The organism is Pseudomonas sp. CGJS7 (assembly GCF_036961695.1).
Genome location: NZ_JBAMDI010000041.1, coordinates 56979 through 83162, shown reverse-complemented (window position 1 = coordinate 83162; position 26184 = coordinate 56979). Strand labels below are relative to the sequence as shown.

Here is a 26184-nt window from a genome sequence, read left to right as displayed (position 1 = left end):
GGGGGCCGCGTAACCTGTGGTCGAATGGGCACTTTTCCCACAATGGGGTAAACTGCCGCGTCTTCACACACCTATAACGACTCGCCTGATGCCCACGACGTTTCAAGAGATCCCCCGCGAACGCCCGGTCACGCCGTTGCTCGACCGCGCTGACACGCCTGCCGGCCTGCGCCGGTTGGCCGAAGCCGACCTGGAAACGCTGGCCGACGAACTGCGCCAGGAATTGCTCTACACCGTTGGGCAGACCGGTGGGCATTTTGGTGCCGGTCTGGGCGTGATCGAGCTGACCATCGCCCTGCACTACGTGTTCGACACCCCGGACGACCGGCTGGTGTGGGACGTGGGGCACCAGGCCTACCCGCACAAGATCCTCACCGGGCGCCGTAACCGCATGCTCAGCCTGCGCCAGAAGGATGGCATCGCGGCCTTCCCGCGCCGCAGTGAAAGCGAGTACGACACCTTTGGCGTTGGCCACTCCAGCACCTCGATCAGCGCCGCGCTGGGCATGGCCATTGCTGCCCGCCTGCAGAACAGCGCACGCAAGTCGATTGCGGTGATCGGTGATGGCGCGCTGACCGCCGGCATGGCATTCGAGGCATTGAACCACGCCCAGGAAGTCAATGCCGACATGCTGGTGATCCTCAACGACAACGACATGTCGATTTCGCGCAATGTCGGCGGCCTGTCCAACTACCTGGCCAAGATCCTTTCCAGCCGCACCTACGCGAGCATGCGCGAAGGCAGCAAGAAAGTGCTGTCGCGGTTGCCAGGCGCCTGGGAAATTGCCCGTCGCACCGAGGAATACGCCAAGGGCATGCTGGTGCCAGGCACGCTGTTCGAAGAGCTGGGCTGGAACTACATCGGCCCGATCGACGGCCACGACCTGCCCACCATGATCGCCACCCTGCGCAACATGCGTGACCTGAAAGGCCCGCAGTTCCTGCATGTGGTGACCAAGAAGGGCAAAGGCTTCGCCCCTGCCGAGATTGACCCGATCGGCTACCACGCCATCACCAAGCTGGAGCCGGCCGACAAGCCCGCCGCGCCGAAGAAAGCCAGCGGCCCGAAATACTCCGCGGTGTTCGGCCAGTGGCTGTGCGACATGGCCGCCGCCGACAACCGCCTGGTGGGCATTACCCCGGCAATGAAGGAAGGCTCGGACCTGGTCGACTTCAGCGAGCGCTACCCTGAGCGCTACTTCGACGTTGCGATCGCAGAGCAACATGCCGTGACCTTGGCGGCCGGCATGGCCTGCGAGGGCAGCAAGCCGGTGGTGGCGATCTACTCCACCTTCCTGCAGCGTGCCTACGACCAGCTGATCCATGACGTGGCGGTGCAGAACCTCGACGTGCTGTTCGCCATCGACCGCGCCGGCCTGGTCGGCGAGGATGGCCCGACCCACGCCGGCAGCTACGACCTGTCGTACCTGCGCTGCATCCCGGGCATGCTGGTGATGACCCCCAGCGACGAGAACGAACTGCGCAAGATGCTCAGCACCGGCCACCTGTACAACGGCCCGGCCGCTGTACGGTACCCGCGTGGTACTGGCCCGAATGCGCCGATCAGCGGTGACCTGCAACCACTGGAGATCGGCAAGGGCGTGGTCCGCCGCCAGGGCGAGAAAGTGGCCCTGCTGGTGTTCGGCGTACAACTGGCTGAGGCCATGCAAGTGGCCGAACAGATCAACGCCACGGTGGTCGACATGCGCTTCGTCAAGCCGCTGGACGAGGCGCTGGTGCTGGAGCTGGCAGGCAGCCATGAGCTGCTGGTAACCATCGAAGAGAACGCCATCATGGGTGGCGCGGGCGCTGCGGTGGGTGAGTTCCTTGCCAGCCAGGCAGTGCTCAAGCCGCTTCTGCACCTGGGGCTGCCGGATATCTATGTCGAGCATGCCAAGCCTGCGCAAATGCTGGCTGAATGCGGGCTGGATGCGGCCGGGATCGAGGCTTCGGTGAAGGCCCGCATGGCCAGGCTCGGGCTCTAGGGCCCTTTCGCGGGTGAACCCGCTCCTACGACGGCCTGCGCCCGATCACCGATGTGTGCCAACTGTAGGAGCGGGTTTACCCGCGAATACGGTAGCGGCGACGACGGTGAACGGCGGGTGAAAATTGGCCAGCAGGACCGGCCCTTTCGCGGGTGAACCCGCTCCTACGACGGACTGCGCCCGATCACCGATGTGTGCCCACTGTAGGAGCGGGTTTACCCGCGAATACGGTAGCGGCGACAACGGTGAACGGCGGGTGAAAATTGGCCAGCAGGCCCGGCCCTTTCGCGGGTAAACCCGCTCCTACGGGGACAGCACAGTGCTGTGGAAATACTTTGGAACTGCCCATGAAAAAATTAGCCTGTACCACGATTCTCTGTGCCCCTACATTCCTTCTGGCCGCTGAGCGCGACGACGCCCTCAAACTCCCCGACGTGCTGATCAGCGCCAGCCGCCAGGTCGAATCGCGTACCGCCACCAGTGCTGCCAACACGGTTTTCACCCGCACCGACATCGACCGCCTGCAACCCTCCAGCGTCACCGACTTGCTCTCCCGCGTGCCGGGCGTGCAAGTGGCACCTACCGGTGGCCGTGGCAGCCTGCCGGGCATCTTTATCCGGGGCACCAAGGCCGCGCAAAGCCTGGTGCTGGTCGATGGCGTGCGCATCGCCAATGCCACCTCGGGCGACAGCGGCCTGCAGTTTCTGGACATCGACCAGATCGAGCGCATCGAAGTCCTGCGCGGCTCGCGCTCAGCGGTGTACGGCAGCGATGCCATTGGCGGGGTGATCCAGATCTTCACCCGACGCAGCAATGGCCCCGGCCTGCAGCCACGCCTGCGCATGGCCGCCGGCAGCAACCAGACATTCCAACGCAGCCTGGGGCTGTCTGGCGGCAACGACTCGACCCGCTTCAACCTTGGCGCCAGCCTGGATGAAACTGCCGGTATCGACTCGACCGGGCCATCCTTCGCCAGCGATGGTGACCACGACGCCTACCGCAACAAGGCGTTGAACCTGAGCCTGAGCCACACCTTCGGTGAGCGCTTCGAGGCCGGCTTGAACCTGCTCGACAGCCGTGGTCGCAGCGAGTACGACAACCCGTTCGGCAGCTTCGACCCCGTCACCTTCGAAAGCTTCGGTCAACAACCCTACACCGACTTCAGCGTAAGCAGCCTGGGCAGCTACGTTGACGTTCAGGTCACCGAAACCTGGCACTCACGCCTTGAACTGGCCCATAGCGAGAACCGGGACGACAAACGCGACAAGCTCAGCGCTGAGCGCTTCGTGTTCAACACCTACCGCGATCAGGCTACCTGGCAGAACGACCTGGCCCTCGGCGAACGCAACACCGTACTGATCGGTGGCGACTGGTACGAAGACCGCGTACACGGCACTACCGATTTCATTGAGGACAGCCGCTGGAACCGTGCCGTGTTCGCCCAGCACCGCTACCGGGGCGAGCAGTTTTCCACTGAGCTGGGGGTGCGCCATGACCGCAACCAGCAGTTTGGTGGCCAGACCACCTGGAGCGGCAGCCTGACCGTACCGCTGAACGCGAACAACGATGTGCTGCTGTCCTACAGCGAAGGCTTCCGCGCGCCAACGTTCAACGACCTGTATTACCCACAGTTCAGCAACCCGAACCTGGACCCAGAGCACTCCAGAAGCTACGAGCTGCAATGGCGCAGCCAGCTGACTGCAGAGAGCCGGCTGGAGACTTCGCTGTACCGCACCGACCTGCGCGACGCGATCATCTTTGGCCAGGACTCGATACCCCGTAACGTCGCCTCGGCACGAATCAATGGTGTGGAAATGGCGCTGGCGCAGCAGTGGAGCGCCTGGCACAGCCAGCTTGGCCTGGCGCTGATCGACCCACGCGACCGCGACACTGGCCACACTCTCGCCCGCCGCGCCCGCCGCACCTTGAGCCTGGACCTGGACCGAGAGTTCGGGCGTTTCAGCGTGGGTGCCAGCTGGCAGGCGGTCAGCAGCAGTTATGACGATGAGGCCAACCGCAACCGCATCGGTGGCTATGGTCTGCTGGGTTTGCGCGGCAGTTGGGCGGCTAGCGACGAACTGAAACTCGAAGCCAAGCTGGATAACCTGCTGGACCGCAGCTACAGCCGCGCCCTTTACAGCTATGAGGGTGCGTATCACCCTTACCGCGAAGAGGGCCGCACTGTGCTCTTGAGCATCACCTGGACACCGGCGCTTTAGCGTCCAGCAACGCACACAAGCGGGCGGTGGCTTCGATCATCTGCCCGCTGGGGCGCTCCAGCCCTTTGTCCGGCACCACCAGCAGACGCCCATCAGCCACCGCCCGAATCTGCGGCCAGGCCTTCCAGCTGGCCAGTTGCGCCTCATCAGCTGCCAGGATGACCTGCGGATTACGCAGCAGCACGGACTCCACATTCACCTGTGGCGCCGGCTGGCCAAGGTCGGCGAACACATTGCGCGCCCCGCACACGGCCAGGGCGTCGGTCACCACCTGACGGCCACCGAGCGTGTACAACGGCCGATCCCAGACTTGATAAAACACCTGCAAGGGTTCGTCACGCCGATACTGCTGGCGCAGCTGCTGCAGCCGCTCACGCAGGGCTCGCGCGTATGAATGGCCTTGCTCGGTACGCCCGACACGCTCGGCAATGGCCTCGATCTGCTCGATCAGCTGGCTGATGTCATGGGGTTCGGCGCTGAAGGTGGCGATACCCAGGCGCTTGAGTTGGTCGCGCTGGGCCGGCGGCACACTGCCAGGCCACAGCAGCAACAGGTCGGGGCGCAGGCTGAGCAGGCGCTCCATGTCCAGTTGCCCTTGGCGCCCGACCGAAGGCAAGTGGCGCAGTGCAGCCGGCCGTTCGCCACCGTCGAGCACGCCCACCAGCAGGTCGTCGGCCTGCAGCTCAAGCATGATCTCGCTCATCGAGGGGGCCAGACTGACGACACGTAGCGGTTCTGCAGCCAGTACGGTGCAGGCGAACAACGCCAGCAGGCCAGGTAGCAGTCGCATCAGCCCAGCTGGCGCGGAATGCGATAGAGGTACAGCACTACAACGGTAGACACTGCGAGGAGGATCTGCGGCACTGCCTCCAGGCCGACCAGCACCGACAATGCGGCGACCCAAGCCGGGAAGCAGGCATACAACATGGCCATGCGCCGCACCCGCGCCAGTTCGATCCAGGCAGCGGCTTCTTCGCCCGTGCCGAGCACCTTTGAGGTGGCAATTAGTGCGCGCTTGTAGGCACCGAAGCGCGGCAGGCTGAGGAACATGGTGGCCGCACCGGCGATGAACAGTGGCATGGCCAACACCGGGATCAGTGCATCACCGCCCCCAAAGGCCCAAGCCATGACTGGCAGCGGCACCAGGCCCACCGCCAGGTACTGCCACCAGGCCAGCGCCAGGCGCCGCTTGACCTCGGCGCGGGTCACGCCTGGGGCACCTCGCCCTGGTGTTCGTTGCCCAGCATGTGGCCCAACTTGCCGGCCTTGGTCGCCAGGTAGTAGCGGTTGTGCGGGTTATGCCCGGTGTGCAGCGGCACACGCTCGGCAACCACGATGTTCATGTCGGTCAGGGCTTTGACCTTGCGCGGATTGTTGGTCATCAGGCGCAGCGACTTGACGCCCAGGTGCTCGAGCATCGGCAGGCATATGGCGTAGTCACGCTGGTCGGCAGCGAAGCCCAGGCGCTCGTTGGCTTCGACGGTGTCGGCGCCGCCATCCTGCAGCTCGTAGGCGCGAATCTTGTTCAGCAGGCCGATGCCACGGCCTTCCTGACGCAGGTACAACAGCACCCCACGGCCTTCGCGGGCGATGGCCTGCAGCGCGGCTTCCAACTGCGAGCCGCAGTCGCAACGCTGGCTGAACAGTGCATCGCCGGTCAGGCACTCGGAATGCAGGCGCCCCAATACCGGCTGGCCGTCCGCGATATCACCCAGGCTGAGCACCACATGCTCACGGCCTGTGGCTTCGTCGAGAAAGCCATGCATGGTGAAGGTCGCGAAGGGCGTCGGAAGTTTTGAGGCGGCAACAAAGACGACGGGCACGTTGTGCTCCTGGAGTAAGTAGGAAATTTCTCGTGGGCCGATTGTATCAGCAGGTTGGGGAATGTGGGCTGGCTGTATACAGTGGCTTAAGATCGAAAAGTTCGATACTTATTAAAAGCCATCTCTCAACCCCAAGCCCGCAGCCCAAGAGGGCCGCGATATACCTTGGTGTATTCGGCTTCAGTGTGGGTGACTGTCCGCGCTGAACGGATAGGGCTGTTTCCAGTGCTCGAAAATCGGCTTCAGTTCGCCGCTACGTATCAGCTCCTTCATGCGCTTGTCGAACAGTTCGCACAGAGCCTTGGCCTGGTCGTTACGGGCAAAGGCCAGGTACAACGGCAACTCGGCCACATGGGTACGGCGGAAACGCTCCGGGTGAGAGGTTTGCCCGAGCACGTAGTCGACCTCGGTCAGTGCGTCGATGTAGTAGTCCACCCGGTCATGCTCGAGCATCGGCAGAATGCCCTCGCGACGCTGGATTTCGCGGAATTCGCGCACATTGGGCAAGTAGCTGCCGTAATCATAACCACGCACCCAGGCCAACCGGTACTTGCCGATGGTCTCCAGGGTAGGCACAGGTTTGCTGGCCAGCCCCAGGGCATAGATATGGTCCATGTCGAAATGCCAGCGCGGGTACAGGTTGTCGTCGTTCTCTTCCTTGTACGAGCCGACCCAGGCATCAGCCTCGCCGCGTTTGACCAGGCCAACCGCCCGGCTGTAGGGCGCGCTCTGGGTAACCACCTTGACTCCGGCCGGCTCGAACACTTTGCGCAGCACATCCCAGGCCACCCCGGTACCGTCGGCGTTGGTGTAGTCGAGCCACTCCTCGCTAACCAGATGGATCTGTTTCGGCATGCCCTCGGCAGCCGTCACCCACGGGGCAATACTCAGCAGCATTGCCAGCAGTACAGTCCTTAAGGCCATTCACGCACTCCCTGTTTCAGGCAACCGCCCACACCAGAACCTGCATGCCCAGCCAGGCAAACACGCCGGCCAGGATATCGTCGAGCATGATGCCGACGCCCCCGTGCACATGGCGGTCGATCCAGCGAATCGGCCACGGTTTGAGGATGTCGAAGAAGCGGAACATCAGGAACCCTGCCAACAGCCACTGCCAGCCCTCCGGCACCAGCCAGAGGGTGATCCACATGCCGACAATCTCGTCCCAGACAATGCCTTCATGGTCGTGTACGCGCAAATCATTGGCAACTTTGCCGCACAACCAGAAGCCAAACAGCATGCTCACGCCGAGCAACAACCAGTAGCCCCAGTCGGGCAGCAGCTGCCACAAGGGGATGAACGGTATGGCGACCAGCGAGCCCCAGGTACCCGGGGCCTTGGGCAGAGTGCCGGAACCGAAGCCAAAGGCGATGAAGTGCCACGGGTTGCGCCAGACCGAAGGCGGAACGAACTCCGCAGGCACCTGGTTGGGGTGATCGGTCACGGTCTCTCCCTAAAGTGTTGATAGCCCCGCTGGACGGGGGTTATGTCCTGGCCCTGTGAGTCGCGCAAGGTCACACCCTGCCCTTCGAGCACACGACCAATGATATGTACCTCGATGCAACCGAGACCAGCCAAGGGCGCCAGCGCTTCGGGCGGCAAGGTGAAGGCCAGTACATAGTCGTCGCCACCGGTGAGTGCTGCCTGCAACGCCGCTTCGCGCCCGAGGAATGCCTCTAAGGCAGGAGACACTGGCACCTGCGCCAGGTTCACCTCCAGCGCCACGCCGGAGGCCTTGGCGATATGACCGCAGTCAGCGAGCAGGCCATCGGAAATGTCCAGGGCCGCAGTGGCCTTGCCACGCAGCAGAGCCCCGAGGGTGAGCTGCGGCATCGGTGACCAGTAATGAGCCAGCAGCGGCTCGGCCTGCGCGGCAGGCGCCTCGCGCTCACCCAGCACCAGCGGCAAGGCACCGGCGGCCTTGCCCAGCGAACCACCGACACACAACAGATCACCCGGCCTTGCACCGCTGCGGCGCAAGGCCTGGCCAGCCGGCACGCGGCCAAACACGGTCACGGTGATGCTCAACGGGCCGCGCGTGGTGTCACCACCGATCAGGCTCATGCGGCAACGGTGGGCCATGCGACCAAGGCCGTCGGCATAGGCCGCCAGCCAGTCAGGGCCAACGTCAGGCAGGGTCAGTGCGAGGGTGAAGCCGATTGCAGTCGCGCCCATGGCTGCCAGGTCACTGGCCGCCACAGCCAACGAACGCTGGCCAAGCAGCAACGGATCGCAAACAGCAGGAAAGTGCACCCCGGCGACCAGGGTGTCGGTCGACACCGCCAGTTGCTCACCGGGGGGAAGGTCCAGCAGGGCGCAGTCGTCGCCGATACCCAGCGCCACGCCCTCGCCGCCCTGCGCACAGGGCGCCGCGGCGAAGTAATGGTTGATCAGCTCGAACTCACCCATGGCCAAGCAGCGCCAGGATCAGCGCTTGTTCGCCTTGACTTCTGCTTCACGCAGCGCCGGGGCGAGCTTGTCCAGTACGCCGTTGACGAACTTGTGGCCGTCAGTGGCACCGAAGACCTTGGCCAGTTCCACACCTTCGTTGATCACGACGCGGTAAGGCACGTCGACGCGTTTGATCAGTTCCCAGGTGGACAGGCGCAGCACAGCCAGCTCGACCGGGTCGAGCTCTTCCAGTGCGATGGTCATGCAAGGCACCAGCGCTTTGTCGATTTCGCCCTTGATTGCCGGGACCCCATGCAGGATCTCGCGGAAATAGGCACCGTCGACATCGGTGAAATCGTTATCCACCCGGAACTGCGCTTCGATCTCGTTCAGCGAATGCTGGGCCATGTGCCACTGGTAGAGGGCCTGGGTCGCGAGCTTGCGGGCTTCGCGGCGCTTGGCGCTCTTGGAGGGCTTGCCGGCATCCGCAGGTTTTGGATCGCGCGGGTTGAAACGATCGCTTTCGTCGCTAATCACTTGGCCTCCAACTGCGCCAGCAGGCTGACCATTTCCAGTGCGGACAGGGCAGCTTCAGCACCTTTGTTGCCGGCTTTGGTGCCAGAACGCTCGATGGCTTGCTCGATGGAGTCGACGGTCAGTACGCCGAAGGCCACCGGAACACCGAACTCCATGGACACCTGGGCCAGGCCCTTGGTGCACTCGCCCGCCACGTATTCGAAGTGCGGGGTACCGCCACGGATCACGGCGCCCAGGGCGATGATCGCGTCGTAGGCGCCTTGCTGGGCGACCTTCTGTGCCACCAGCGGGATCTCGAATGCACCCGGGGCACGGATGATGGTGATGTCGCTTTCGCTGACACCGTGGCGTACCAGGGCATCAACGGCACCGCTTACCAGGCTTTCGACAACGAAGCTGTTGAAGCGGCCAACCACCAAAGCATAGCGACCTTTGGGGGCGATGAAGGTACCTTCGATGGTCTTCAGGGTCATTCCGATATTCTCATCTTCAAGAGCGAGGCCGCATACAAGCGGCCTCGACAGGGGTCTGGACTCGAGCAGAGGGCGTCAATGCCGCCTCAAGTCACTCGGAGGGCACGTATTCTACAACTTCCAGATCGAATCCGGATATCGCGTTGAACTTCATCGGCGAACTCATCAGGCGCATCTTGCGCACACCGAGGTCACGCAGGATCTGCGAACCGGCACCCACAGTGCTGTAGGTGGTCGGTGCCTTGGCCGGCGCATCGCCCGCGCTTTCGCGGATGTGCGCCAGCAGCACGTCGCCGTCCAGCGGGTGCCCCAGCAGCAACACCACACCACTGCCGGCCTCGGCCACTGCGGCCATGGCCGCGCGCAGGCTCCAGCGGCCTGGCTGCTTGACCAGCAGCAGGTCGCGCAGCGGGTCCATGTTGTGCACGCGCACCAGGGTCGGTTCTTCCGCGCAGATCTTGCCCAGGGTCAAGGCCATGTGCACGTCGCCTTCGACCGCGTCACGGTAGGTGACCAGGTTGAACTCACCCAGCTCGCTCTCCACCGATTGCTCGGAAACACGCTGCACGGTGCGCTCGTGGATCATGCGGTAGTGGATCAGGTCGGCAATGGTGCCGATCTTCAGGCCGTGCTCGGCGGCGAACACTTCCAGTTCGGCTCGGCGCGACATGGTACCGTCGTCGTTCATCACTTCGCAGATCACGCCGCTTGGCTCGAAACCGGCCATGCGCGCCAGGTCACAGGCGGCTTCGGTGTGGCCGGCACGCGCCAGCGTACCGCCTGGCTGGGCCATCAGCGGGAAGATGTGACCAGGGCTGACGATGTCTTCGGCCTTGGCGTCCTTGGCAGCAGCAGCCTGCACAGTGCGTGCGCGGTCGGCGGCGGAAATACCGGTGGTGACGCCCTCGGCGGCCTCGATCGACACGGTGAACTTGGTGCCGAAGCCCGAGCCGTTGCGCGGCGCCATCAACGGCAGCTTCAGCGTTTCGCAACGCTCGCGGGTCATCGGCATGCAGATCAGGCCACGGGCGTGCTTGGCCATGAAGTTGATGTGCTCCGGCTGGCAGCATTCGGCCGCCATGATGATGTCGCCTTCGTTCTCGCGGTCTTCGTCATCCATCAGGATGACCATTTTGCCCTGGCGGATGTCTTCGACCAGTTCTTCGATGCTGTTGAGCGCCACGCGGCACCCCCTTCTCAATCAGGATTTCAAGAAGCCATTGGCGGCCAGGAAGCTTTCGGTAATGCCACTGCCCTTGCTCGGTTCGGCGGCCTTGTCACCCAGCAGCAAGCGCTCCAGGTAACGGGCCAGCAGGTCGACCTCAAGGTTTACCCGACGCCCTGCACGGTAATCGGCCATGATGGTTTCGGACAGAGTGTGCGGGACAATGGTCAGCTCGAATTCGGCGCCATTGACCTCATTGACCGTCAGGCTGGTGCCGTCGACGGTGATCGAACCCTTGTGGGCGATGTACTTGGCCAGTTCCTTCGGTGCACGCACGCGGAACTGGATGGCGCGGGCGTTATCGCTGCGCGAAATGATTTCGCCAACCCCGTCGACGTGGCCGCTGACCAGGTGCCCGCCCAGGCGGGTAGTGGGGGTCAGGGCTTTTTCCAGGTTGACCTTGCTGCCGCTCTTGAGGTCGATGAAGGCGGTGCGCTTGAGGGTTTCGACGCTGACATCGGCCCAGAAGCCGTCGCCCGGCAGCTCCACGGCCGTGAGGCATACACCGTTGACGGCGATGCTGTCGCCGAGCTTGACGTCCCCCAGGTCGAGCTTGCCGGTTTCTACGTAGACGCGCACGTCACCACCCTTGGGGGTCAGGCTGCGGATGGTGCCGATAGATTCGATGATGCCGGTGAACATGGGGTCTTCCTCAAAAACGGTTTGCGCGGGGCAAGCCCGGCATTATACGCCGGGCGCCGGCAGGGGGATGGCCGTGACCCGCCAGTCATCGCCCACTGCGCGCATTTCGGTAATTTTCAGCCGTGGTGCTTCGCTCATCTTGTCCATCGGCCAGTCCAGCAGCGGCCGAGCCTGAGAGCCGAGGAAGGTGCCAGCGACGAACAGCTGGTACTCATCGACCAGGCCTTGCCGTGCGAAGGCACCGACCAGGCCGGCACCGGCTTCCAGCAGGATTTCGTTGACGCCGCGGGCGGCCAGGGCGTGAAGCAGCGCCCCCAGGTCGACCTGGCCATTGTCGCCCGGCAAGCTGAGCAATTCGTGGCCGGCAGCGGCATAGCGCGGGTCATCTGCGACAGCAGTCACCACCAGAGCCGGGCCGGCCTGGAAGAACGGCGCCGCCAGTGGCAGGCGCAGACGGCCATCGACCAGCACCCGCAAGGGTGTGCGGCTAAGAGCCAGGGCAGTAGTTTCGGCATCCAGGCCCAGCTCGGCACCACGCACGGTCATGCGTGCGTTGTCTGCCAGCACGCTGGCGGCGCTGGTCAGCACCACGCTGGAGCGGGCGCGCAAGCGCTGCACGGCTGAGCGGGCGGCCGGGCCGGTGATCCACTGGCTCTCACCACTGGCCATGGCGGTGCGGCCGTCCAGGCTCATGGCCAGCTTGGCGCGAACGAACGGCAGGCCGTGCTCCATGCGCTTGAGGAAGCCTGGGTTGAGGGCGCGAGCCTCGGCTTCGAGCACCCCGCTGGCCACTTCGATTCCGGCTTCGGCCAGGCGCCGCAGGCCCTGTCCCGCCACTTGCGGGTTAGGGTCCTGCATGGCTGCGACTACACGCGCCACACCGGCCTTGACCAGCGCTTCGGCACACGGCGGCGTACGGCCATGGTGGCTGCATGGCTCCAAGGTGACATAGGCACAAGCACCCCGGGCAAGTTCACCGGCCTGGCGCAGGGCATGCACTTCGGCATGTGGCTCGCCGGCGCGAACGTGCCAGCCTTCGCCAACCACTTCGCCATCACGCACGATCACGCAGCCTACGCGCGGGTTCGGGTGGGTGGTGTACAGGCCTTTACGCGCCAGCTCCAGCGCACGGGCCATGTAGTGGGCGTCAAGGATGGCGGCTTGGCTGGGCATGTTCACTCTTTAGCTGGCTCACGGGCCAGGCGGTCGATTTCTTCGCGGAACTCGTCGAGGTCCTGGAAGCGCCGGTACACCGAGGCAAAGCGGATATAGGCCACTTCATCGAGTTTGCGCAGCTCGGCCATGACCATTTCACCGACCACCAGCGATTTGACTTCGCGCTCGCCCGTGGCACGCAGCCGGCTCTTGATGTGCGCCAGCGCAGCTTCCAGGCGCTCGACGCTGACCGGACGCTTTTCCAGGGCCCGTTGCATGCCAGCGCGCAGCTTTTCTTCGTCGAAGGGCTGGCGCGTGCCGTCCTGCTTGATCAGCCGGGGCAGCACCAGCTCGGCGGTTTCGAAGGTGGTGAAGCGCTCGCCGCAGGCCACGCATTCACGGCGGCGGCGCACCTGCTCGCCCTCGGCGACGAGGCGAGAGTCGATGACCTTGGTGTCGTTGGCACCGCAAAAGGGACAGTGCATGGTGGCAGGCAACAAAAAAAGGGAGGGCCATGGTAGCGCATTGCACTGGCAAGACAAGCCAAAGGGGTTAACATCCATGGGAAATATGCCCGTGAAGGACTCCCCCATGCACTACCGAGCGCTCGTCGTGCTGTGCTGCGCCGCTTTGCTTGCCGCTTGCGGCAGCGACAGGCCAAAGACCGACAACCCGGCGCCCGCGCCAGCCCCCTCGGCCAAGGCCGAAGTACCGGGCCCGTTGCCGGCCTACCAGCGCGAGCTGAGTGGCACCTTGCTGGAAATCCCGGCGGGTGCCGAGGTGGAACTGGCCTTGCTGGTGATCGACGAGCGCGACCGCCCGCAGCGCCTGCTGGCCAGCAGCAACCTGACCGGTACCGGCCAGGCGCTGCCCTACCACCTGCGTTTCAACCCCGAAGCCTTCCCGCCCGGTGCCCGGGTCGAACTGCGTGGCCGCGCCAGCAACTCCGGCCAGCTGATCATGCACCTGCCCCCGGTGCGCATTACCCAGGCACAAACCCAGGCCACCGGCCCGCTGCGTTTCGAGAAGGCGCCTTAAGTGATGCCGCTGGCCCTGCAACAGGCCCTCAGCGGCCTGATCGGCGAAGCACGCCTGATCGTCAGCGAACTGCCCGACTGTGACCTGAAGCTATGGCTGATCGACGACCAGAACATGGATCGCGCCTTCAGCAGCGAAGAAACCCGACGCATTCTTGAAGAACCTCCCTATTGGAGCTTCTGCTGGGCCAGCGGGCTGGCAATGGCCCGCTACCTGGCCGAACGCCCGGAATGGGTGGCAGGCAAGCGCGTGCTGGACTTTGGCGCCGGCTCTGGTATCGCCGGCATTGCTGCTGCACGCGCCGGTGCACGGGAAGTGGTGGCCTGCGACCTCGACCCGCTGGCCCTCGCTGCCTGCCGTGCAAATGCAGCACTGAACGGGGTGACACTAAGCTACAGCAGCGATTTTTTTGCCGAGGAAGACCGTTTCGACCTGATCCTGGTTGCCGATGTGCTGTACGACCGCGCCAACCTGCCGCTGCTGGATGCCTTCCTGAGCCGCGGTCGGCAGGCCTTGGTGGCCGACTCGCGGGTACGCGACTTTCGCCACCCGTTGTACCAGCAATTGGGCGTGCTCGAAGCACTGACCCTGCCGGACCTGGCCGAGCCACACGAATTCCGCCGGGTCAGCCTGTACCACGCCAGCCGCGACACCTTATAGTGGTGCCATACACGAGTTTGCGAGAGTCGCGATGACCCAAGACACGCCTTACATTTTCGACGCCACCGATACCAACTTCCAGCAACTGGTGATCGAGAACTCCTTCCACAAGCCGGTGCTGGTGGACTTCTGGGCCGAGTGGTGCGCGCCGTGCAAGGCGCTGATGCCTTTGCTGGCAAAGATTGCCGAGGGTTACCAGGGCGAACTGCTGCTGGCCAAGATCAACTGCGACGTAGAGCAACAGGTGGTTGCCCAGTTCGGCATCCGTAGCCTGCCGACAGTGGTGCTGTTCAAGGACGGCCAGCCGGTGGACGGTTTTGCCGGGGCACAACCGGAGTCGGCGATCCGCGCCATGCTCGAGCCGCATGTACAAATGCCCGCCGCGCCCACCGCCGCGCCACTGGAGCAGGCAAAGGCACTGTTTGCCGAAAGCCGTTTTGCCGAAACCGAAACGCTGCTACAGGCGCTGCTGGGTGAGGACAACAGCAATGCCGAGGCGCTGATCCTGTATGCCCGCTGCCTGGCCGAGCGTGGTGAGCTGGGCGAAGCGCAAGTGGTGCTGGATGCGGTCAAGACTGACGAACACAAAGCTGCACTGGCCGGTGCCAAGGCCCAGCTGACCTTCCTGCGCCAGGCTGCCAGCCTGCCGGAAGTGGCTGACCTTAAAAGCCGTCTGGCGCAGAACCCGCAAGACGACGAGGCGGCTTATCAGCTGAGCATTCAGCAACTGGCTCGCCAGCAGTACGAGGCGGCGCTGGAAGGTCTGCTGAAGCTGTTCCAGCGTAACCGTGGCTACGAGAACGGGCTGCCGCAGAAGGCGCTGTTGCAGGTGTTCGAGTTGCTGGGTGGCGATCACCCGCTGGTTGGTGTTTATCGTCGCAAGCTGTCGGCGGCGATGTTCTGAGTGACCTTGAAGCCTGCGCTGGACCTGTTGGAGCGGGCATGCCCGCGAAGAAACCGACACAGTGGATGGCACCGGCTCTGCCGGTGTTCGCGGGTAAACCCGCTCCTACGGGTGACCGCGCAGGCGTTTCAATTTTCAAGCAAGGCAGCGCTCACCCTACCCAGTGATAAACGGGCGCATCCACGCCACTCTCCACCTTGACCTCACTGCTGTGCCGCAAGCGCACCAGCAGCCGCTTGCCCGCCGCCGTACTCCCTGCCAGCCCTTCCAGGCGGTCCAGCAATTCCGGCCCGCTCATCTGTCCTGCCAGACGCAACACATCACGCGCCGCAGCCCACTGAGCGTCATTTTGGCGCGGCCCGGCCACCGCAGCGGTCGCCGCAGCCTGGGCTGCCACCGGCACCTCGGTCTGTCGCCCCAGTTGCGCCCACTCTTCAGGCGTAAGCTCGATGGTCAGGTCCACCGGCCAGTCACCAATCTGTCCACGAATTCTCATGATGCATTCCTTGAACCCACGTCAATGCAGCCATGCTACCGCAACATGAAACATGCGCCACGCAGGCTGGCGGCGCGCCGAAACCTTGTTATAACATAACCCGATCTTTCAGCCCGCTCCGGAGTCGTCCATGCGTCGCCTGCTGCTCGCCCTGCCCTTCGCTTTGCTGCCACTGGCCGTGGCCCATGCCCACGATGAACATGACCACGCCCACGGCTCCCTCGGCGCCCACGAGCATGGCGTAGCCAAGCTCAACGCAGTGCTCGATGGCAATACCCTGGAACTGGAACTGGACAGCCCGGCAATGAACCTGGTCGGCTTCGAGCATGCCGCCAGCAGCGATGCCGACAAGGCCAAAGTCGCCGCCGTGCGCCAGCAGCTTGAACAACCCCTGAAGCTGTTCGGCCTTTCTGCTGCCGCGGACTGCAAGGAAGAGCAGCAGGCGCTGGAAAGCCCTCTGTTCGGTGACGCAGCGAAGGCCGACGACGATGGTGACGAGCACGAACATGAACATGAACACGACCATCAGCACAGCGACATCGGCGCCCACTATCAGCTGACTTGCGCCAACCCCGACAAACTCACACAGCTGGACCTGGCGCCGCTGTTCAAGGCCTTCCCCGCCACCCAGAAAATCAACGTGCAACTGATCGGCCCCAATGGCCAGAAAGGCGTGGAAACCACGCCAACCAAGGCAGCGGTCGCCTTCTGAATGAACCAGCCGTTGATCGATCTGCATGACCTGGTGTTCGCCTGGCCAGGTCACCCGCCGCTGCTGGATATTCCGGCATTGCGCCTGGACGCTGGTGAAGCACTGTTCCTCAAGGGCCCCAGCGGCAGTGGCAAGACGACCTTGCTGGGCCTGCTGGGCGGGGTGAACGTGCCGGTCCAGGGCCGCATCCAGTTGCTCGGTCAGGACCTCGGCAGCCTGAGCCAGGGCGCCCGCGACCGCTTTCGGGTCGATCACACAGGGTATATCTTCCAGCAGTTCAACCTGCTGCCTTTCCTCTCGGTACGTGAAAACGTCGAACTGCCCTGCCGCTTCTCGCGCAGCCGCAAGGCACGCGCCGAGCAGCGCCATGGCAGTGTTGACCAGGCGGCCAGCACGCTGCTGACCCACCTGGGCCTGGGCGACCCTGCCATGCTCGCCCGCCGCGCCGACAGCCTGTCCATCGGCCAGCAACAGCGGGTCGCAGCCGCCCGCGCACTGATCGGCCAGCCTGAGCTGGTGATCGCCGACGAACCGACCTCGGCACTGGATGCGGACACGCGCGAAGCATTCATCCGCCTGCTGTTCGATGAGTGCCGCGCCGCCGGTGCCAGCCTGTTGTTCGTCAGCCACGACCAGAGCCTGGCGCCGCTGTTCGACCGCCACCTGTCGCTTGCCGAACTGAACCGCGCCGCCAAGTCCCGGGAGGCCTGATGTACCTGCTCCGCCTTGCCTTGGCCAGCCTGGCCAACCGCCGCTTCACTGCGTTTCTGACCGCCTTTGCCATTGCCCTGTCGGTGTGCCTGCTGCTGGCTGTTGAGCGGGTCCGTACCGAAGCCCGTGCCAGCTTCGCCAGCACCATCAGCGGCACCGACCTGATTGTCGGTGCACGCTCCGGCTCGGTGAACCTGCTGCTGTATTCGGTGTTCCGCATTGGCAACGCGACCAATAACATCCGCTGGGACAGCTTCCAGCACTATGCACAGGACCCACGGGTGAAGTGGGCAATCCCGATCTCGCTGGGCGACTCGCACCGCGGCTACAGAGTGATGGGCACCACCACGGATTACTTCAGCCATTATCAGTACGGCCGCCGCCAGCATCTGCAACTGAGCCAGGGGCGTGAGTTTGCCAACGACCCGTTCGAGGTAGTGCTCGGCGCTGAAGTGGCCGAGGCATTGCACTACAAGCTGGGTGACAAGCTGGTGCTAGCCCACGGCGTGGCCGCAATCAGTCTGGTCAAGCACGACGACAAGCCGTTTACCGTGGTCGGCGTACTCAAGCGCACCGGTACTCCCGTCGACCGCACCCTGCATATCAGCCTGGGCGGCATGGAGGCGATCCATATCGACTGGCACAACGGCGTACCCGCCCGTGGCGCCGGGCGCATCAGCGCCGAACAGGCCCGTACGATGGACCTGCAACCTGCCGCCATCACTGCGTTCATGCTTGGCCTGAACAGCAAGATCGCAACCTTCAGTTTGCAGCGAGAGATCAACGAGTACCGCAGCGAGCCATTGCTGGCGATCCTGCCGGGGGTCGCCCTGCAGGAACTGTGGAGCCTGATGGGCACTGCGGAACAGGCATTGTTCGTGGTGTCGCTATTCGTGGTGCTGACCGGTTTGATCGGCATGCTCACGGCGATTCTCACCAGCCTCAACGAACGCCGCCGGGAAATGGCGATCTTGCGTTCGGTCGGGGCCCGGCCTTGGCATATTGCGGGGTTGCTGGTACTGGAAGCACTGTCACTGGCCTCGGTCGGGATCGTGGCCGGGCTTGGCTTGCTATATGCGGGTATCGCCCTGGCACAGGGGTATGTGCAGGCCAACTATGGTTTGTACTTGCCACTGGCTCTGCCGAGTACCCATGAATGGACCTTGCTGGCTATCATCATGGGGGCCGCGTTGCTGATGGGCAGCGTGCCGGCGTGGCGGGCTTACCGGCAATCGCTGGCCGACGGCCTGTCCATACACCTCTGAGTGCGCGTAATGATCAAACACCTCACCGCCTGCTTCGCGGGCACGCCCGCTCCCACAGGGAGCCCCGCAGGCGTCGGAGCTTGTGCAGTACCTGTGGGAGCGGGCATGCCCGCGAAGAGGCCGGCAATGCACATGCTGCTGGCCTTGCTGTTGCTGGTAGCGATGCCTCTATGGGCCGCCGAACCCAAGGAGCTGGACTGGCCCGCACTGATCCCTGAAGGTGCACCGGTCATCCCGCCACAACTGGCGCCGCTGCACGACATGTCACAGCTCAGCAACGCCCTGTCTGCCGAATCCGCACCTCCCGCGCGCCAGCAGGCGCCCGACGCACCAGTGGTAGAAAGCCTCGACGGCCAACAGGTCAAACTTCCCGGCTACATCGTGCCACTGGAGGTCAGCGAAGAAGGCCGCACCACCGAATTCCTGCTGGTCCCTTACTATGGCGCGTGCATCCACGTGCCGCCGCCGCCGCCGAACCAGATCGTGCATATTTTCAGCGAGATGGGCGTGCGCGTCGAAGGCCTCTACCAGCCCTACTGGATAGAGGGAAAGATGCAGGTTAAAGCTTCCAGCAGCGAGCTGGCCGACGCCGGCTACCAGATGGAAGCCGAGAAAATCTACGCTTATGAGCTGAGATGAGAACTGTTTCGAATTCGTGAAGACGCTTCGTTGAGCTGGGTCAAACTTTCCGTTTGACCAGCTCCGTACCATTGGACTACTCGATTAATAACGTCCTTTGGGAGCTTCCATGAACAAGTCCTTGCTGGGTGCCTCGCTTGTGGCCCTTGCGCTCGCCGCCCCTGCCGCCCACGCCTATCAGGCGGGGGACATGATCCTGCGCGCAGGCGCCATCACCACCGCCCCGAACGAGAGCAGCGGCGACCTCAAGTTCGACGGCAACAAGGTGTCGGGCACCAAGGCGACCCTGGACAGCGATACCCAGTTGGGCCTGACCTTTGCCTACATGCTCACCGACCACATCGGCCTGGAGCTGCTGGCAGCTACCCCGTTCAAGCACACCGTCGGCGTAAAAGGTCTGGGCGGCGGGCTGGACGGCAAGCTGGCGGACATCAAGCAACTGCCGCCAACGCTGTCGCTGCAGTACTACCCAATGGAGCCAAATTCGCGCTTCCAGCCGTACGCTGGCGTTGGTATCAACTACACCCTGTTCTTTGACGAAGATTTGAGCAGCGCACGCAAGGAACAAGGCTTCAGCAACCTCAAGCTGCAGGATTCGGTAGGTATCGCCGGCCAACTGGGCATGGACTACATGCTGACCGACAACCTGCTGGTAAACGCCTCGGTCTGGTACGTCGACATCGACACCAAGGCCAGCGTCAACGGCCCGACCGCCCTTGGCTACAGCAAGACCAAGGTCGACGTCGACGTCGACCCGTGGGTATACATGGTCGGCCTTGGCTACAAGTTCTGACCTGAACATTGCAGGGTGGCCTCGGCCGCCCTCGCGCGTTGCAGCCATAGCCAGTAGCACAGTGCGGCGGCACTGATGCCCATGCCAAGCCCACACACCGCAACCCAGCCCCAGTGTGCAAACACCCAGCTCGCCAACACCGCCCCCAAACCGCTGCCCAGCGAATAGCAACACATGTAGGCGCCGATCAAACGGCTAGCCATCGCACCACGCCCGGCCAGCAACAGGCTCTGGTTGGTGACATGCACTGCCTGCACGGCAAAGTCCAGCATCAGCACACCCAGCACGAAGGCCAGCAATGAATGTTCGACGAACGCTGTTGGCAGCCACGACAGCGTCAGCAGGGCCAACGACACTCCGGTCGTACGCTCACCGCGCCCAAGGTCAGCCAGACGACCGGCATGCGAAGCCGCCAGCGTGCCCGCCACACCTGCCAGGCCAAACAGGCCGATCTCGGTATGGCTCAGTGTCAGCGGCGCAGCGCTGAGTGGCATGACCATGGCACTCCACAGCACGCTGAATGCGGCGAAGATCAACACACCGAACACGCCGCGCTGGCGCAGCAACCGGTCGTGCCGATACAAGCTGAACTGGGCCACGATCAACGCCCGGTAACCCGGCCGGCTCCCCATCGGCTGCCCGCCGGGCAGACTGCGCCACAGCACCAGCGCCAGCAACATCAAGAGCCCTGCGGCGACAAGGTACACACTTCGCCAACCGGCCAGGTCAGCCAGCCCGCCCGAAGCCAGCCGTGCCAGCAGAATACCCAGCACCACACCACTGGTGACAGTGCCTACCGCCTGCCCTTGCTGGCCAGGTGAGGCAAGGCTCGCAGCATGAGCCACCATCACCTGCACCATGACTGCCATCAACCCGGTGATCGCCAGAGCCAGCAGCAATATTGCCCAGTTCGGCGCCATGCCAACGCCGACCAGCGCAAGCGCCGCGAACAGCAACTGGCCAAGCAACAAGCGTTTACGGTCGACCAAGTCCCCGAGCGGCACAATCAGTAGCAGCCCCAGGGCGTAGCCCGCCTGGGTCGCACCGACTACCCAGCCAATCTGCTGCTGCGCCACTCCCAACTCAGCAGCCATCGACTCAAGCAGCGGTTGAGCGAAGTACACCGTCGCCACCGCCATTGCGCTGGTGGTGGCAAGCAACAGGGTTATCCAGCGTGTCAGCGAAGGAGTCATCGGGCAAAGCCTCTGGGATCTGGTTTCAATTTGAAACCACATGCTGGCTATTTAGCAAATGTGGTTTTAATCTGCAACCAGATAATCAAGACAGGCTTGCCCCATGCTCGATGAAAACAATGCGCAGTGCCCCGTGGCCCGGGCTCTGGAGGTGCTGGGTGACCGGTGGGCGCTGATGATCCTGCGCGATGCCTTCGACGGCCTGCGGCGTTTCAGTGAATTTCAGAAGAACCTGGGGCTGGCGAAGAACATCCTCACCTCGCGGCTAAAGCTGTTGGTGGAAAGTGGGTTGCTGATGACACAGCCGGCGTCGGATGGCAGTGCCTATAAAGAATATGTGCTGACCGATAAAGGGCGGTCGGTGTTTCCAGTGGTGGTTGGTTTGAGGCAGTGGGGGGAGCGGTTTCTGTTCGAGGCGGGAGAAGCGCGTTCGGAACTGGTGGACGGCGTGACGGGGCAGGCGCTTGAAATATTGCAGGTCCGTGGCCAGGATGGGCGGGTCTTACATCCCGAAGATTGCCAGCGCAGAAGGGTGCGGCATGGGTGATGTCAGGGCTGCTGAGCAGCCCCGCGGGGCTCAGCCTTTACCTAGAAGCTTTGTCAGGCCTTCAACCATCGGCGTTACCTGCGCAAATTTGAACCGCGCCAACAGCCGCTGGTTATCCGCTCGCGAATGGCGGATATCACCCGATCGCGCCGCCGCATAGCTGATCGCTGGCAAGCTCCCCACCACCTTCTCCAGCGCGGCCAGCAACTGGTTCAGTGAGGTCGCCTGGTTCAGCCCGATGTTCACCGCCCCTTCCTCGACCTGCGGCTGCTCCAGTGCCTGCACCATCACCTGCACCAGGTCGCCCACATAAAGGAAGTCCCGGGTCTGCTCGCCGTCACCGAACACTGTAATCGGCAAGCCCTGCACAGCACGCTCGCAGAAGATGCTGATCACCCCGGAATACGGTGAGGAAGGGTCCTGCCGTGGCCCGAAGATATTGAAGAAGCGAAACACCACCGGCTCCAGACCATGCTGGCGACGGTAGAAGTCCAGGTACTGCTCACTGGCCAGCTTGTCCACGGCATAAGGGGTCAACGGCGCCTTGGGCGTGTCTTCGGAAATCGACTCCCCTTCACCATTGTTGCCGTACACCGCTGCGCTGGAGGCGAAGAGCACCCGGCGCACGCCATGCACGCGCATGGCTTCGCAAACGTTGAGGGTACCGATGAAGTTACTCTGGTGGGTACGCACCGGGTCTTCGACCGAGGCCTGAACCGACGCTACCGCCGCCAGATGCACCACAGCACGGCAGCCAGCCGCCGCTTGAGTGACCAGCCCTGCATCGGCAACATCACCTTCGATCAGTTCCAGCCGTGGGTGATCGACCTGCAGATTGCTTCGCCGGCCGGTGGAGAAGTCGTCGAGAATGCGTACGGCGTAGCCTTTGTCCAACAACGCATCGCACAGGTGGGAGCCAATGAAGCCGGCACCGCCGGTGATCAGGATGGGGGCGTCAGCCATGGCGGTAGAACCGGTCCAGTAGAGGTGGCAAGCCAGCGCGCCAGGCACGCGGCTTGATACCGAAGGTATGAAGGATTTTCTTGCAGGCCAGTACCGCGTGCTGTGGTTCTTCGCTGGCATCCGGGCGCGCGGCATGGGCCTGCGGCGTGGGGGCCTGAACGGCCAGCTGGCGGTATTGGCCGGCCTCGGCGAGGATCGCCTGGCCCAGCGCCAGCGGCGTGGTCGCCTCATTGCCGGCGTAATGGTAGGTGCCCCACAGCGGCGCATTGCAATCAAGTTGCTTGAGCACCGACAGGATCACTCGGGCAGCATCATCGACCGGCGTCGGGTTGCCACGTCGATCATCGGCCAGCAGCAGCTCCTGTGGTTGCTCGGCACGGGTCAGGAAGCGGCCCAATGCGCCATCGATGCTCTCGTCCAGCAACCAGCCAAAGCGCAGCAACACATGCTGCGGGCAGGCCGCACGCACGCTCTGCTCGATGCGCCATAGGGCCTGGCCACGCATGCCCAGCGGCACTGGCTCGTCCTTTTCGCTATAGGCCGTGGCCCGCGAACCATCGAACACACGGTAGCTGGATGGCTGCACCAAGGTGATCTGATGGTGCTGGCACAGCTCTGCCAACCGCTCCACCGCCCGCTCCTGTTGGGCCAGGCGCTGCTCGCTGACCGACTCGGCCTGGAACCAGTCGAAGTAATAGGCCAGGTTCACCAGCGCGTCGGGGCGATGGTCATCGAGCAACTGAGTGAGGCTTGAGGGCGCCCAGCCGTTCTCGGGCGGGCGCGGTGCCAGGAATGCGATGTCCTCCTCGGCCCCAAGACGAATCAGCGCTTGCCCGAGGGCATTGCCACCACCCAACAGCATTAGGCGCATACGCATAGAGTCAGCAGATCCGGAGAGGTTGATGAGAAAAAAGAGTCATTTTGCGGTTTCCTGCCCGGGAAGTCCAACACCGGACCCGTTCGATGCCACAGGGCGGGATTCCACAGTTTCACCGCTCAATACCGCCACAGACAGAAATTTCCTACGACATACGAGGAATGGGCTGACTACCACGTCACGGCATAACTGCATTGAATAGTCGACTCCCCACTTGCCAGCCAGGGAGTTTCACACAAAAACGACAAGGAACGTTCAATGCCTCATTCGGAAGCTGCCTACCTGGATTTCTACCCAGAGCAAAGCCAGGCCATAACCTTTGCAAGCCAGACCCTTGCTGATTTGGGTGGACCGGAGGCTAAAGGAGTAGCACTTCAGGCTCGTATATTCGCCGATCAACTCGAGAAAGGTGCTCGCTGAAGACCCGCTGCTGGTACGTGGTTGAGCACAGGAAAATACTCCATGATCGAAATCGACTTGACGTTTGTTCTGCTACTCGCACTGGTTGCACTGATGGCCGGCTTTTTTGATGCTATTGCCGGGGGCGGTGGCCTTATCACGCTCCCGGTGTTGTTTATTGCCGGTGTAGAACCCTTGGCAGCTATTGCCACTAACAAGTTCCAGGCAGCTTCGGCTACGGTTTCGGCTACGTGCGCCTTCGCCCGCAAAGGCATGATCGACTGGAGACGAGGCAGTCCCATGGCTGTCATGGCGTTTATCGGTGGGGCGCTGGGGGCCTTGTCGATAACTTATGTCCCCAAAAGCGTTTTGCAGGCGTGCGTCCCACCACTGCTGATCCTGATCGCCGCCTACTTTGCCTTCAGTCCAAAGCCGAATGAACAAGCGCGCAAGGCAAAGGTATCGACCAGCCTATTCTGCGTGACGGCTGCACCAATCATTGGCTTTTATGACGGCATCTTCGGCCCCGGAGTCGGCTCGTTCTTCATGCTGGCTTGCGTGGTCCTCTTGGGCCAGCACCTCATTCAAGCCGTATGCACCAGCAAGCTTTTGAACGCGGCCTGTAACCTGGGCGCACTATCCGTCTTTTCTCTCAGCGGGGCGATCATCTGGCCGCTGGCGCTGGCAATGGCGCTCGCCGCCTTTCTGGGCGCACAATTGGGGGCTCGCTGCGCAGTTCGCTTCGGCTCTCGCCTCATAAAACCGCTGCTGGTCAGCGTCTGCTGCATCATGGCACTCAAACTGCTGCTCGATACCGGCAACCCGCTCGGCGAATGGCTCAACCAGTTCTTCTAGAGAGCACCATGCACATTCAAAAGGCTTCCCCACAGCGCGAGAAGTGGCAGTTTGACGAGCCCGCCCCGGGCAAAGAACTGTTCATCAATGAAGTCTTTGGAAACTACCAGCAACAGGCGCGATTGCTGGTACCTGATATCGAGCGCGCAGCTCCCGCATTCGTCTTGGGGGGCGCGCGTTCCGACTTTACCCGGCTCAACCCCCTGCTTTATCGCCTGCAAGCCGCGGGCATTGGTTCACTCACTGGCAATCTGTCAGGTCACAGCCTCGCCAGCGAACCAGGCGCAATGGCGCCGTCACTGGCGACGAACCTTGATGAAGCACAGCGCTTCCACGCGCATATCGCGCCGCGATGCCGAACGCTCATAGGCCACAGCCTTGGCGGGGCAATTACGCTTAAGCTTGCAGCACAGTTGCCACAAGTGGACAGCATCGTACTGATCTGCCCCGCAGTTTATCAAGACCATGCCCACCAAGCGCCGTTCGGCCCGGCATTCACTGCGGCCATCAACAAGCCTTTCGGTTTTCTGGAGAGCGATAGCTATACCTTCCTCAACCAGTTTCGTGGAAGAGTATTGATGGTGATCGGCGAGTACGACGGGCTCAACTCCCAGAGATTCGGCAAAGGCCCCGGCACCAGCGCTGGCAACCTGTGGCTTGCCGGCACTGAACGCTATAGCCCGATTCCTGAAGAAGTTAACCTCGCCTTGATGCGAGCAGTTCCAGCGTCGCGTTTGCAATGTCTGTTTCTTACCGACTGCGACCATGGCATCGCGGCACATTTGCGCAGTACTCCGGCAATAGCGGACCAGGTTGCCGACACGGTCGCAACGTTCATCCTCGACAATGCTTAAGGCGTTTAGCATTACTCGATCTCGAACAGACCATTGCGCAATGGCGCCACGCTCAATCGCTCACGCACATCGTCATCTATGCGCGGATCATCCGGCCGGTACAGTTTCACCTGCCGATACGCATTGATGCGATTGATCTCCTCGCCCAGGTATTCCCACACCACCCGGGTACAGGCCGGGTTGCGCCGGTCGCCGCTGGATACCCCGGCCTTCAGGCCATTCAGCCGGGTAATGCGGCTTTTGAAGCTGGGGATGAGGATGGTCTGGCTCATTTCGTTGAATGTCAGCGACTCGTAGTCGATGAGGAACATCCGGTCCTGCAGCTGGAACGCCGCCCCCAGGTAGCGGCAGCGTACCTCGGCATGCTGATCGGTGGCGCTGGAGCGCTCCTGCCGTTCCTGGCGCTCGAACAGAAAACGGCCGCGCTCTTCCCACAGGTGCACCAGCGACACGAGGATCGTGCCCGGCACCGACATGCAGTTGGAGTACTCGAAGTAGTAACCGCAATAGCGCGAAAGGTTGCCGCCATGTTCGTGCAACGGGCGGAACAACTCGCTGATCGGGTCACTGGGCTGCTGGGGCTGGGGCGATACCCGCGCACCGATCAGACGGGCGAACTGCTCAGCGGGCAGGTTCAGTTCGTAATCCTCGACACCGAAGAAGTCGCCGATACGCTTCAGGTTGAAAGCCGTCGGACGGCTTTGCCCGCTCAGGTACTTGTTGAACTGCGCGCGGTTGATCGACAGCTGGCGGCAAACTTCGGAAATAGAGCGGTAGTGGCTGCAGGCAAGTTTGAGGTTTGTAGCGAAGTGATCGCTCATATGCGGAG

31 protein-coding genes are annotated in these 26184 nt (G+C 63.0%); 14 read left to right on the top strand and 17 right to left on the bottom strand.

From position 1 onward, the window contains the following. The first annotated feature begins 88 nt into the window (after positions 1-88). Positions 89-1984 (top strand): 1-deoxy-D-xylulose-5-phosphate synthase, encoded by a 1896-nt coding sequence (dxs, locus tag V7787_RS23825; RefSeq protein ID WP_010951809.1) that lies wholly within the window; start codon positions 89-91, stop codon positions 1982-1984. A 347-nt stretch (positions 1985-2331) separates the two neighbouring features. Further along, on the top strand, positions 2332-4203 hold the full coding sequence (locus tag V7787_RS23820) for a TonB-dependent receptor domain-containing protein (RefSeq protein ID WP_064492917.1): 1872 nt from the start codon (positions 2332-2334) through the stop codon (positions 4201-4203). On the opposite strand, the gene V7787_RS23815 is transcribed toward V7787_RS23820, so the two are convergent. The 12 genes from V7787_RS23815 to nrdR all read right to left on the bottom strand — a co-directional run bounded on the left by V7787_RS23815 (position 4181) and on the right by nrdR (position 12934). Next, positions 4181-4993, bottom strand: a complete 813-nt coding sequence (locus V7787_RS23815) for a cobalamin-binding protein (protein ID WP_064492916.1) — start codon at positions 4991-4993, stop codon at positions 4181-4183. The two genes, V7787_RS23820 and V7787_RS23815, sit on opposite strands and share 23 nt — an antisense overlap. Further along, positions 4993-5412, bottom strand: a complete 420-nt coding sequence (locus V7787_RS23810; RefSeq protein WP_064492915.1) for a hypothetical protein — start codon at positions 5410-5412, stop codon at positions 4993-4995. The genes V7787_RS23815 and V7787_RS23810 overlap by 1 nt, the downstream gene beginning before the upstream one ends. Next, positions 5409-6026, bottom strand: a complete 618-nt coding sequence (gene ribA / locus V7787_RS23805; RefSeq protein WP_003255389.1) for a GTP cyclohydrolase II — start codon at positions 6024-6026, stop codon at positions 5409-5411. The genes V7787_RS23810 and ribA overlap by 4 nt, the downstream gene beginning before the upstream one ends. A gap of 180 nt (positions 6027-6206) precedes the next feature. Continuing rightward, positions 6207-6950 carry a substrate-binding periplasmic protein gene (locus V7787_RS23800; RefSeq protein ID WP_010951804.1) on the bottom strand — a complete coding sequence of 248 codons (744 nt, stop codon included), beginning with the start codon at positions 6948-6950 and terminating at the stop codon, positions 6207-6209. Positions 6951-6966: 16 nt separating this feature from the next. Continuing rightward, complete coding sequence (locus V7787_RS23795) at positions 6967-7470, bottom strand: phosphatidylglycerophosphatase A family protein (RefSeq protein ID WP_010951803.1); 504 nt, start codon at positions 7468-7470, stop codon at positions 6967-6969. Then, positions 7467-8435: a thiamine-phosphate kinase gene (gene thiL / locus V7787_RS23790; RefSeq protein ID WP_010951802.1), complete on the bottom strand. Its 969-nt coding sequence runs from the start codon at positions 8433-8435 to the stop codon at positions 7467-7469. Before thiL ends, V7787_RS23795 begins: the two co-directional genes overlap by 4 nt. Positions 8436-8453: 18 nt before the next feature. Continuing rightward, complete coding sequence (gene nusB, locus V7787_RS23785) at positions 8454-8954, bottom strand: transcription antitermination factor NusB (protein WP_003255393.1); 501 nt, start codon at positions 8952-8954, stop codon at positions 8454-8456. Further along, positions 8951-9427 carry a 6,7-dimethyl-8-ribityllumazine synthase gene (ribH, locus tag V7787_RS23780; protein ID WP_003255395.1) on the bottom strand — a complete coding sequence of 159 codons (477 nt, stop codon included), beginning with the start codon at positions 9425-9427 and terminating at the stop codon, positions 8951-8953. Before ribH ends, nusB begins: the two co-directional genes overlap by 4 nt. Positions 9428-9518: 91 nt before the next feature. After that, complete coding sequence (gene ribBA / locus V7787_RS23775; protein WP_003255398.1) at positions 9519-10610, bottom strand: bifunctional 3,4-dihydroxy-2-butanone-4-phosphate synthase/GTP cyclohydrolase II; 1092 nt, start codon at positions 10608-10610, stop codon at positions 9519-9521. 18 nt (positions 10611-10628) lie between these two features. Beyond that, positions 10629-11294 carry a riboflavin synthase gene (locus V7787_RS23770; RefSeq protein WP_003255399.1) on the bottom strand — a complete coding sequence of 222 codons (666 nt, stop codon included), beginning with the start codon at positions 11292-11294 and terminating at the stop codon, positions 10629-10631. 42 nt (positions 11295-11336) lie between these two features. Then, positions 11337-12467, bottom strand: a complete 1131-nt coding sequence (ribD, locus tag V7787_RS23765; RefSeq protein WP_049588007.1) for a bifunctional diaminohydroxyphosphoribosylaminopyrimidine deaminase/5-amino-6-(5-phosphoribosylamino)uracil reductase RibD — start codon at positions 12465-12467, stop codon at positions 11337-11339. A gap of 2 nt (positions 12468-12469) precedes the next feature. After that, complete coding sequence (gene nrdR / locus V7787_RS23760; RefSeq protein ID WP_003255402.1) at positions 12470-12934, bottom strand: transcriptional regulator NrdR; 465 nt, start codon at positions 12932-12934, stop codon at positions 12470-12472. 106 nt (positions 12935-13040) lie between these two features. Between nrdR and V7787_RS23755 the strand changes: the two genes are divergently transcribed. From V7787_RS23755 to trxA, 3 genes are read left to right on the top strand one after another with little or no spacing between them, the layout of a single operon-like run. Continuing rightward, the gene (locus V7787_RS23755) at positions 13041-13487 is read left to right on the top strand and encodes a YbaY family lipoprotein (RefSeq protein ID WP_020191400.1); all 447 of its coding nucleotides are present in this window, start codon (positions 13041-13043) and stop codon (positions 13485-13487) included. A 3-nt stretch (positions 13488-13490) separates the two neighbouring features. Continuing rightward, positions 13491-14147: a class I SAM-dependent methyltransferase gene (locus V7787_RS23750; protein ID WP_064492914.1), complete on the top strand. Its 657-nt coding sequence runs from the start codon at positions 13491-13493 to the stop codon at positions 14145-14147. 31 nt (positions 14148-14178) lie between these two features. Next, positions 14179-15051, top strand: coding sequence for a thioredoxin (gene trxA / locus V7787_RS23745; protein ID WP_010951799.1), 873 nt, complete (start codon positions 14179-14181; stop codon positions 15049-15051). A gap of 151 nt (positions 15052-15202) precedes the next feature. Here the strand turns inward: trxA and V7787_RS23740 are convergent, their stop codons facing one another. Continuing rightward, positions 15203-15547, bottom strand: coding sequence for a hypothetical protein (locus tag V7787_RS23740; RefSeq protein ID WP_129932203.1), 345 nt, complete (start codon positions 15545-15547; stop codon positions 15203-15205). 130 nt (positions 15548-15677) lie between these two features. Between V7787_RS23740 and V7787_RS23735 the strand changes: the two genes are divergently transcribed. From V7787_RS23735 to V7787_RS23715, 5 genes are all read left to right on the top strand, one after another. After that, positions 15678-16259, top strand: coding sequence for a DUF2796 domain-containing protein (locus tag V7787_RS23735; RefSeq protein WP_336089742.1), 582 nt, complete (start codon positions 15678-15680; stop codon positions 16257-16259). Beyond that, positions 16260-16970, top strand: a complete 711-nt coding sequence (locus tag V7787_RS23730) for an ABC transporter ATP-binding protein (RefSeq protein WP_104886759.1) — start codon at positions 16260-16262, stop codon at positions 16968-16970. Next, positions 16970-18235: an ABC transporter permease gene (locus tag V7787_RS23725; protein ID WP_176684346.1), complete on the top strand. Its 1266-nt coding sequence runs from the start codon at positions 16970-16972 to the stop codon at positions 18233-18235. Before V7787_RS23730 ends, V7787_RS23725 begins: the two co-directional genes overlap by 1 nt. Positions 18236-18361: 126 nt before the next feature. Continuing rightward, positions 18362-18874, top strand: coding sequence for a DUF3299 domain-containing protein (locus V7787_RS23720; RefSeq protein WP_336089741.1), 513 nt, complete (start codon positions 18362-18364; stop codon positions 18872-18874). A 109-nt stretch (positions 18875-18983) separates the two neighbouring features. Further along, positions 18984-19667, top strand: coding sequence for an OmpW/AlkL family protein (locus V7787_RS23715; RefSeq protein WP_010951793.1), 684 nt, complete (start codon positions 18984-18986; stop codon positions 19665-19667). Here V7787_RS23715 and V7787_RS23710 read toward each other — a convergent pair. Next, positions 19655-20860 (bottom strand): MFS transporter, encoded by a 1206-nt coding sequence (locus V7787_RS23710; protein ID WP_064492908.1) that lies wholly within the window; start codon positions 20858-20860, stop codon positions 19655-19657. The genes V7787_RS23715 and V7787_RS23710 overlap by 13 nt on opposite strands. A gap of 103 nt (positions 20861-20963) precedes the next feature. On the opposite strand from V7787_RS23710, the gene V7787_RS23705 reads away from it, so the two are divergent. Continuing rightward, a complete protein-coding gene (locus tag V7787_RS23705; protein ID WP_010951791.1) occupies positions 20964-21407 on the top strand; it encodes a winged helix-turn-helix transcriptional regulator in 444 nt (147 codons plus the stop codon). 30 nt (positions 21408-21437) lie between these two features. Here V7787_RS23705 and V7787_RS23700 read toward each other — a convergent pair whose 3' ends face one another. Together V7787_RS23700 and V7787_RS23695 are read right to left on the bottom strand one after the other, a co-directional pair. Then, complete coding sequence (locus tag V7787_RS23700) at positions 21438-22370, bottom strand: NAD-dependent epimerase/dehydratase family protein (RefSeq protein WP_003255418.1); 933 nt, start codon at positions 22368-22370, stop codon at positions 21438-21440. Then, the gene (locus tag V7787_RS23695) at positions 22363-23247 is read right to left on the bottom strand and encodes a sugar nucleotide-binding protein (RefSeq protein ID WP_019439170.1); all 885 of its coding nucleotides are present in this window, start codon (positions 23245-23247) and stop codon (positions 22363-22365) included. Before V7787_RS23695 ends, V7787_RS23700 begins: the two co-directional genes overlap by 8 nt. 258 nt (positions 23248-23505) lie before the next feature. Between V7787_RS23695 and V7787_RS23690 the strand changes: the two genes are divergently transcribed. The 3 genes from V7787_RS23690 to V7787_RS23680 are packed head-to-tail and all read left to right on the top strand — an operon-like array spanning position 23506 to position 25355. After that, complete coding sequence (locus tag V7787_RS23690) at positions 23506-23667, top strand: hypothetical protein (protein ID WP_155741836.1); 162 nt, start codon at positions 23506-23508, stop codon at positions 23665-23667. A gap of 42 nt (positions 23668-23709) precedes the next feature. After that, a complete protein-coding gene (locus V7787_RS23685) occupies positions 23710-24501 on the top strand; it encodes a TSUP family transporter (RefSeq protein ID WP_014755162.1) in 792 nt (263 codons plus the stop codon). A gap of 8 nt (positions 24502-24509) precedes the next feature. Continuing rightward, positions 24510-25355, top strand: coding sequence for an alpha/beta hydrolase (locus V7787_RS23680; RefSeq protein ID WP_336089740.1), 846 nt, complete (start codon positions 24510-24512; stop codon positions 25353-25355). Between the two features lie 11 nt (positions 25356-25366). On the opposite strand, the gene V7787_RS23675 is transcribed toward V7787_RS23680, so the two are convergent. Next, entirely contained in the window at positions 25367-26176 is an 810-nt protein-coding gene (locus V7787_RS23675; RefSeq protein ID WP_020191391.1) for a helix-turn-helix domain-containing protein, read from the bottom strand. Between the last annotated feature and the right edge of the window lie 8 nt (positions 26177-26184).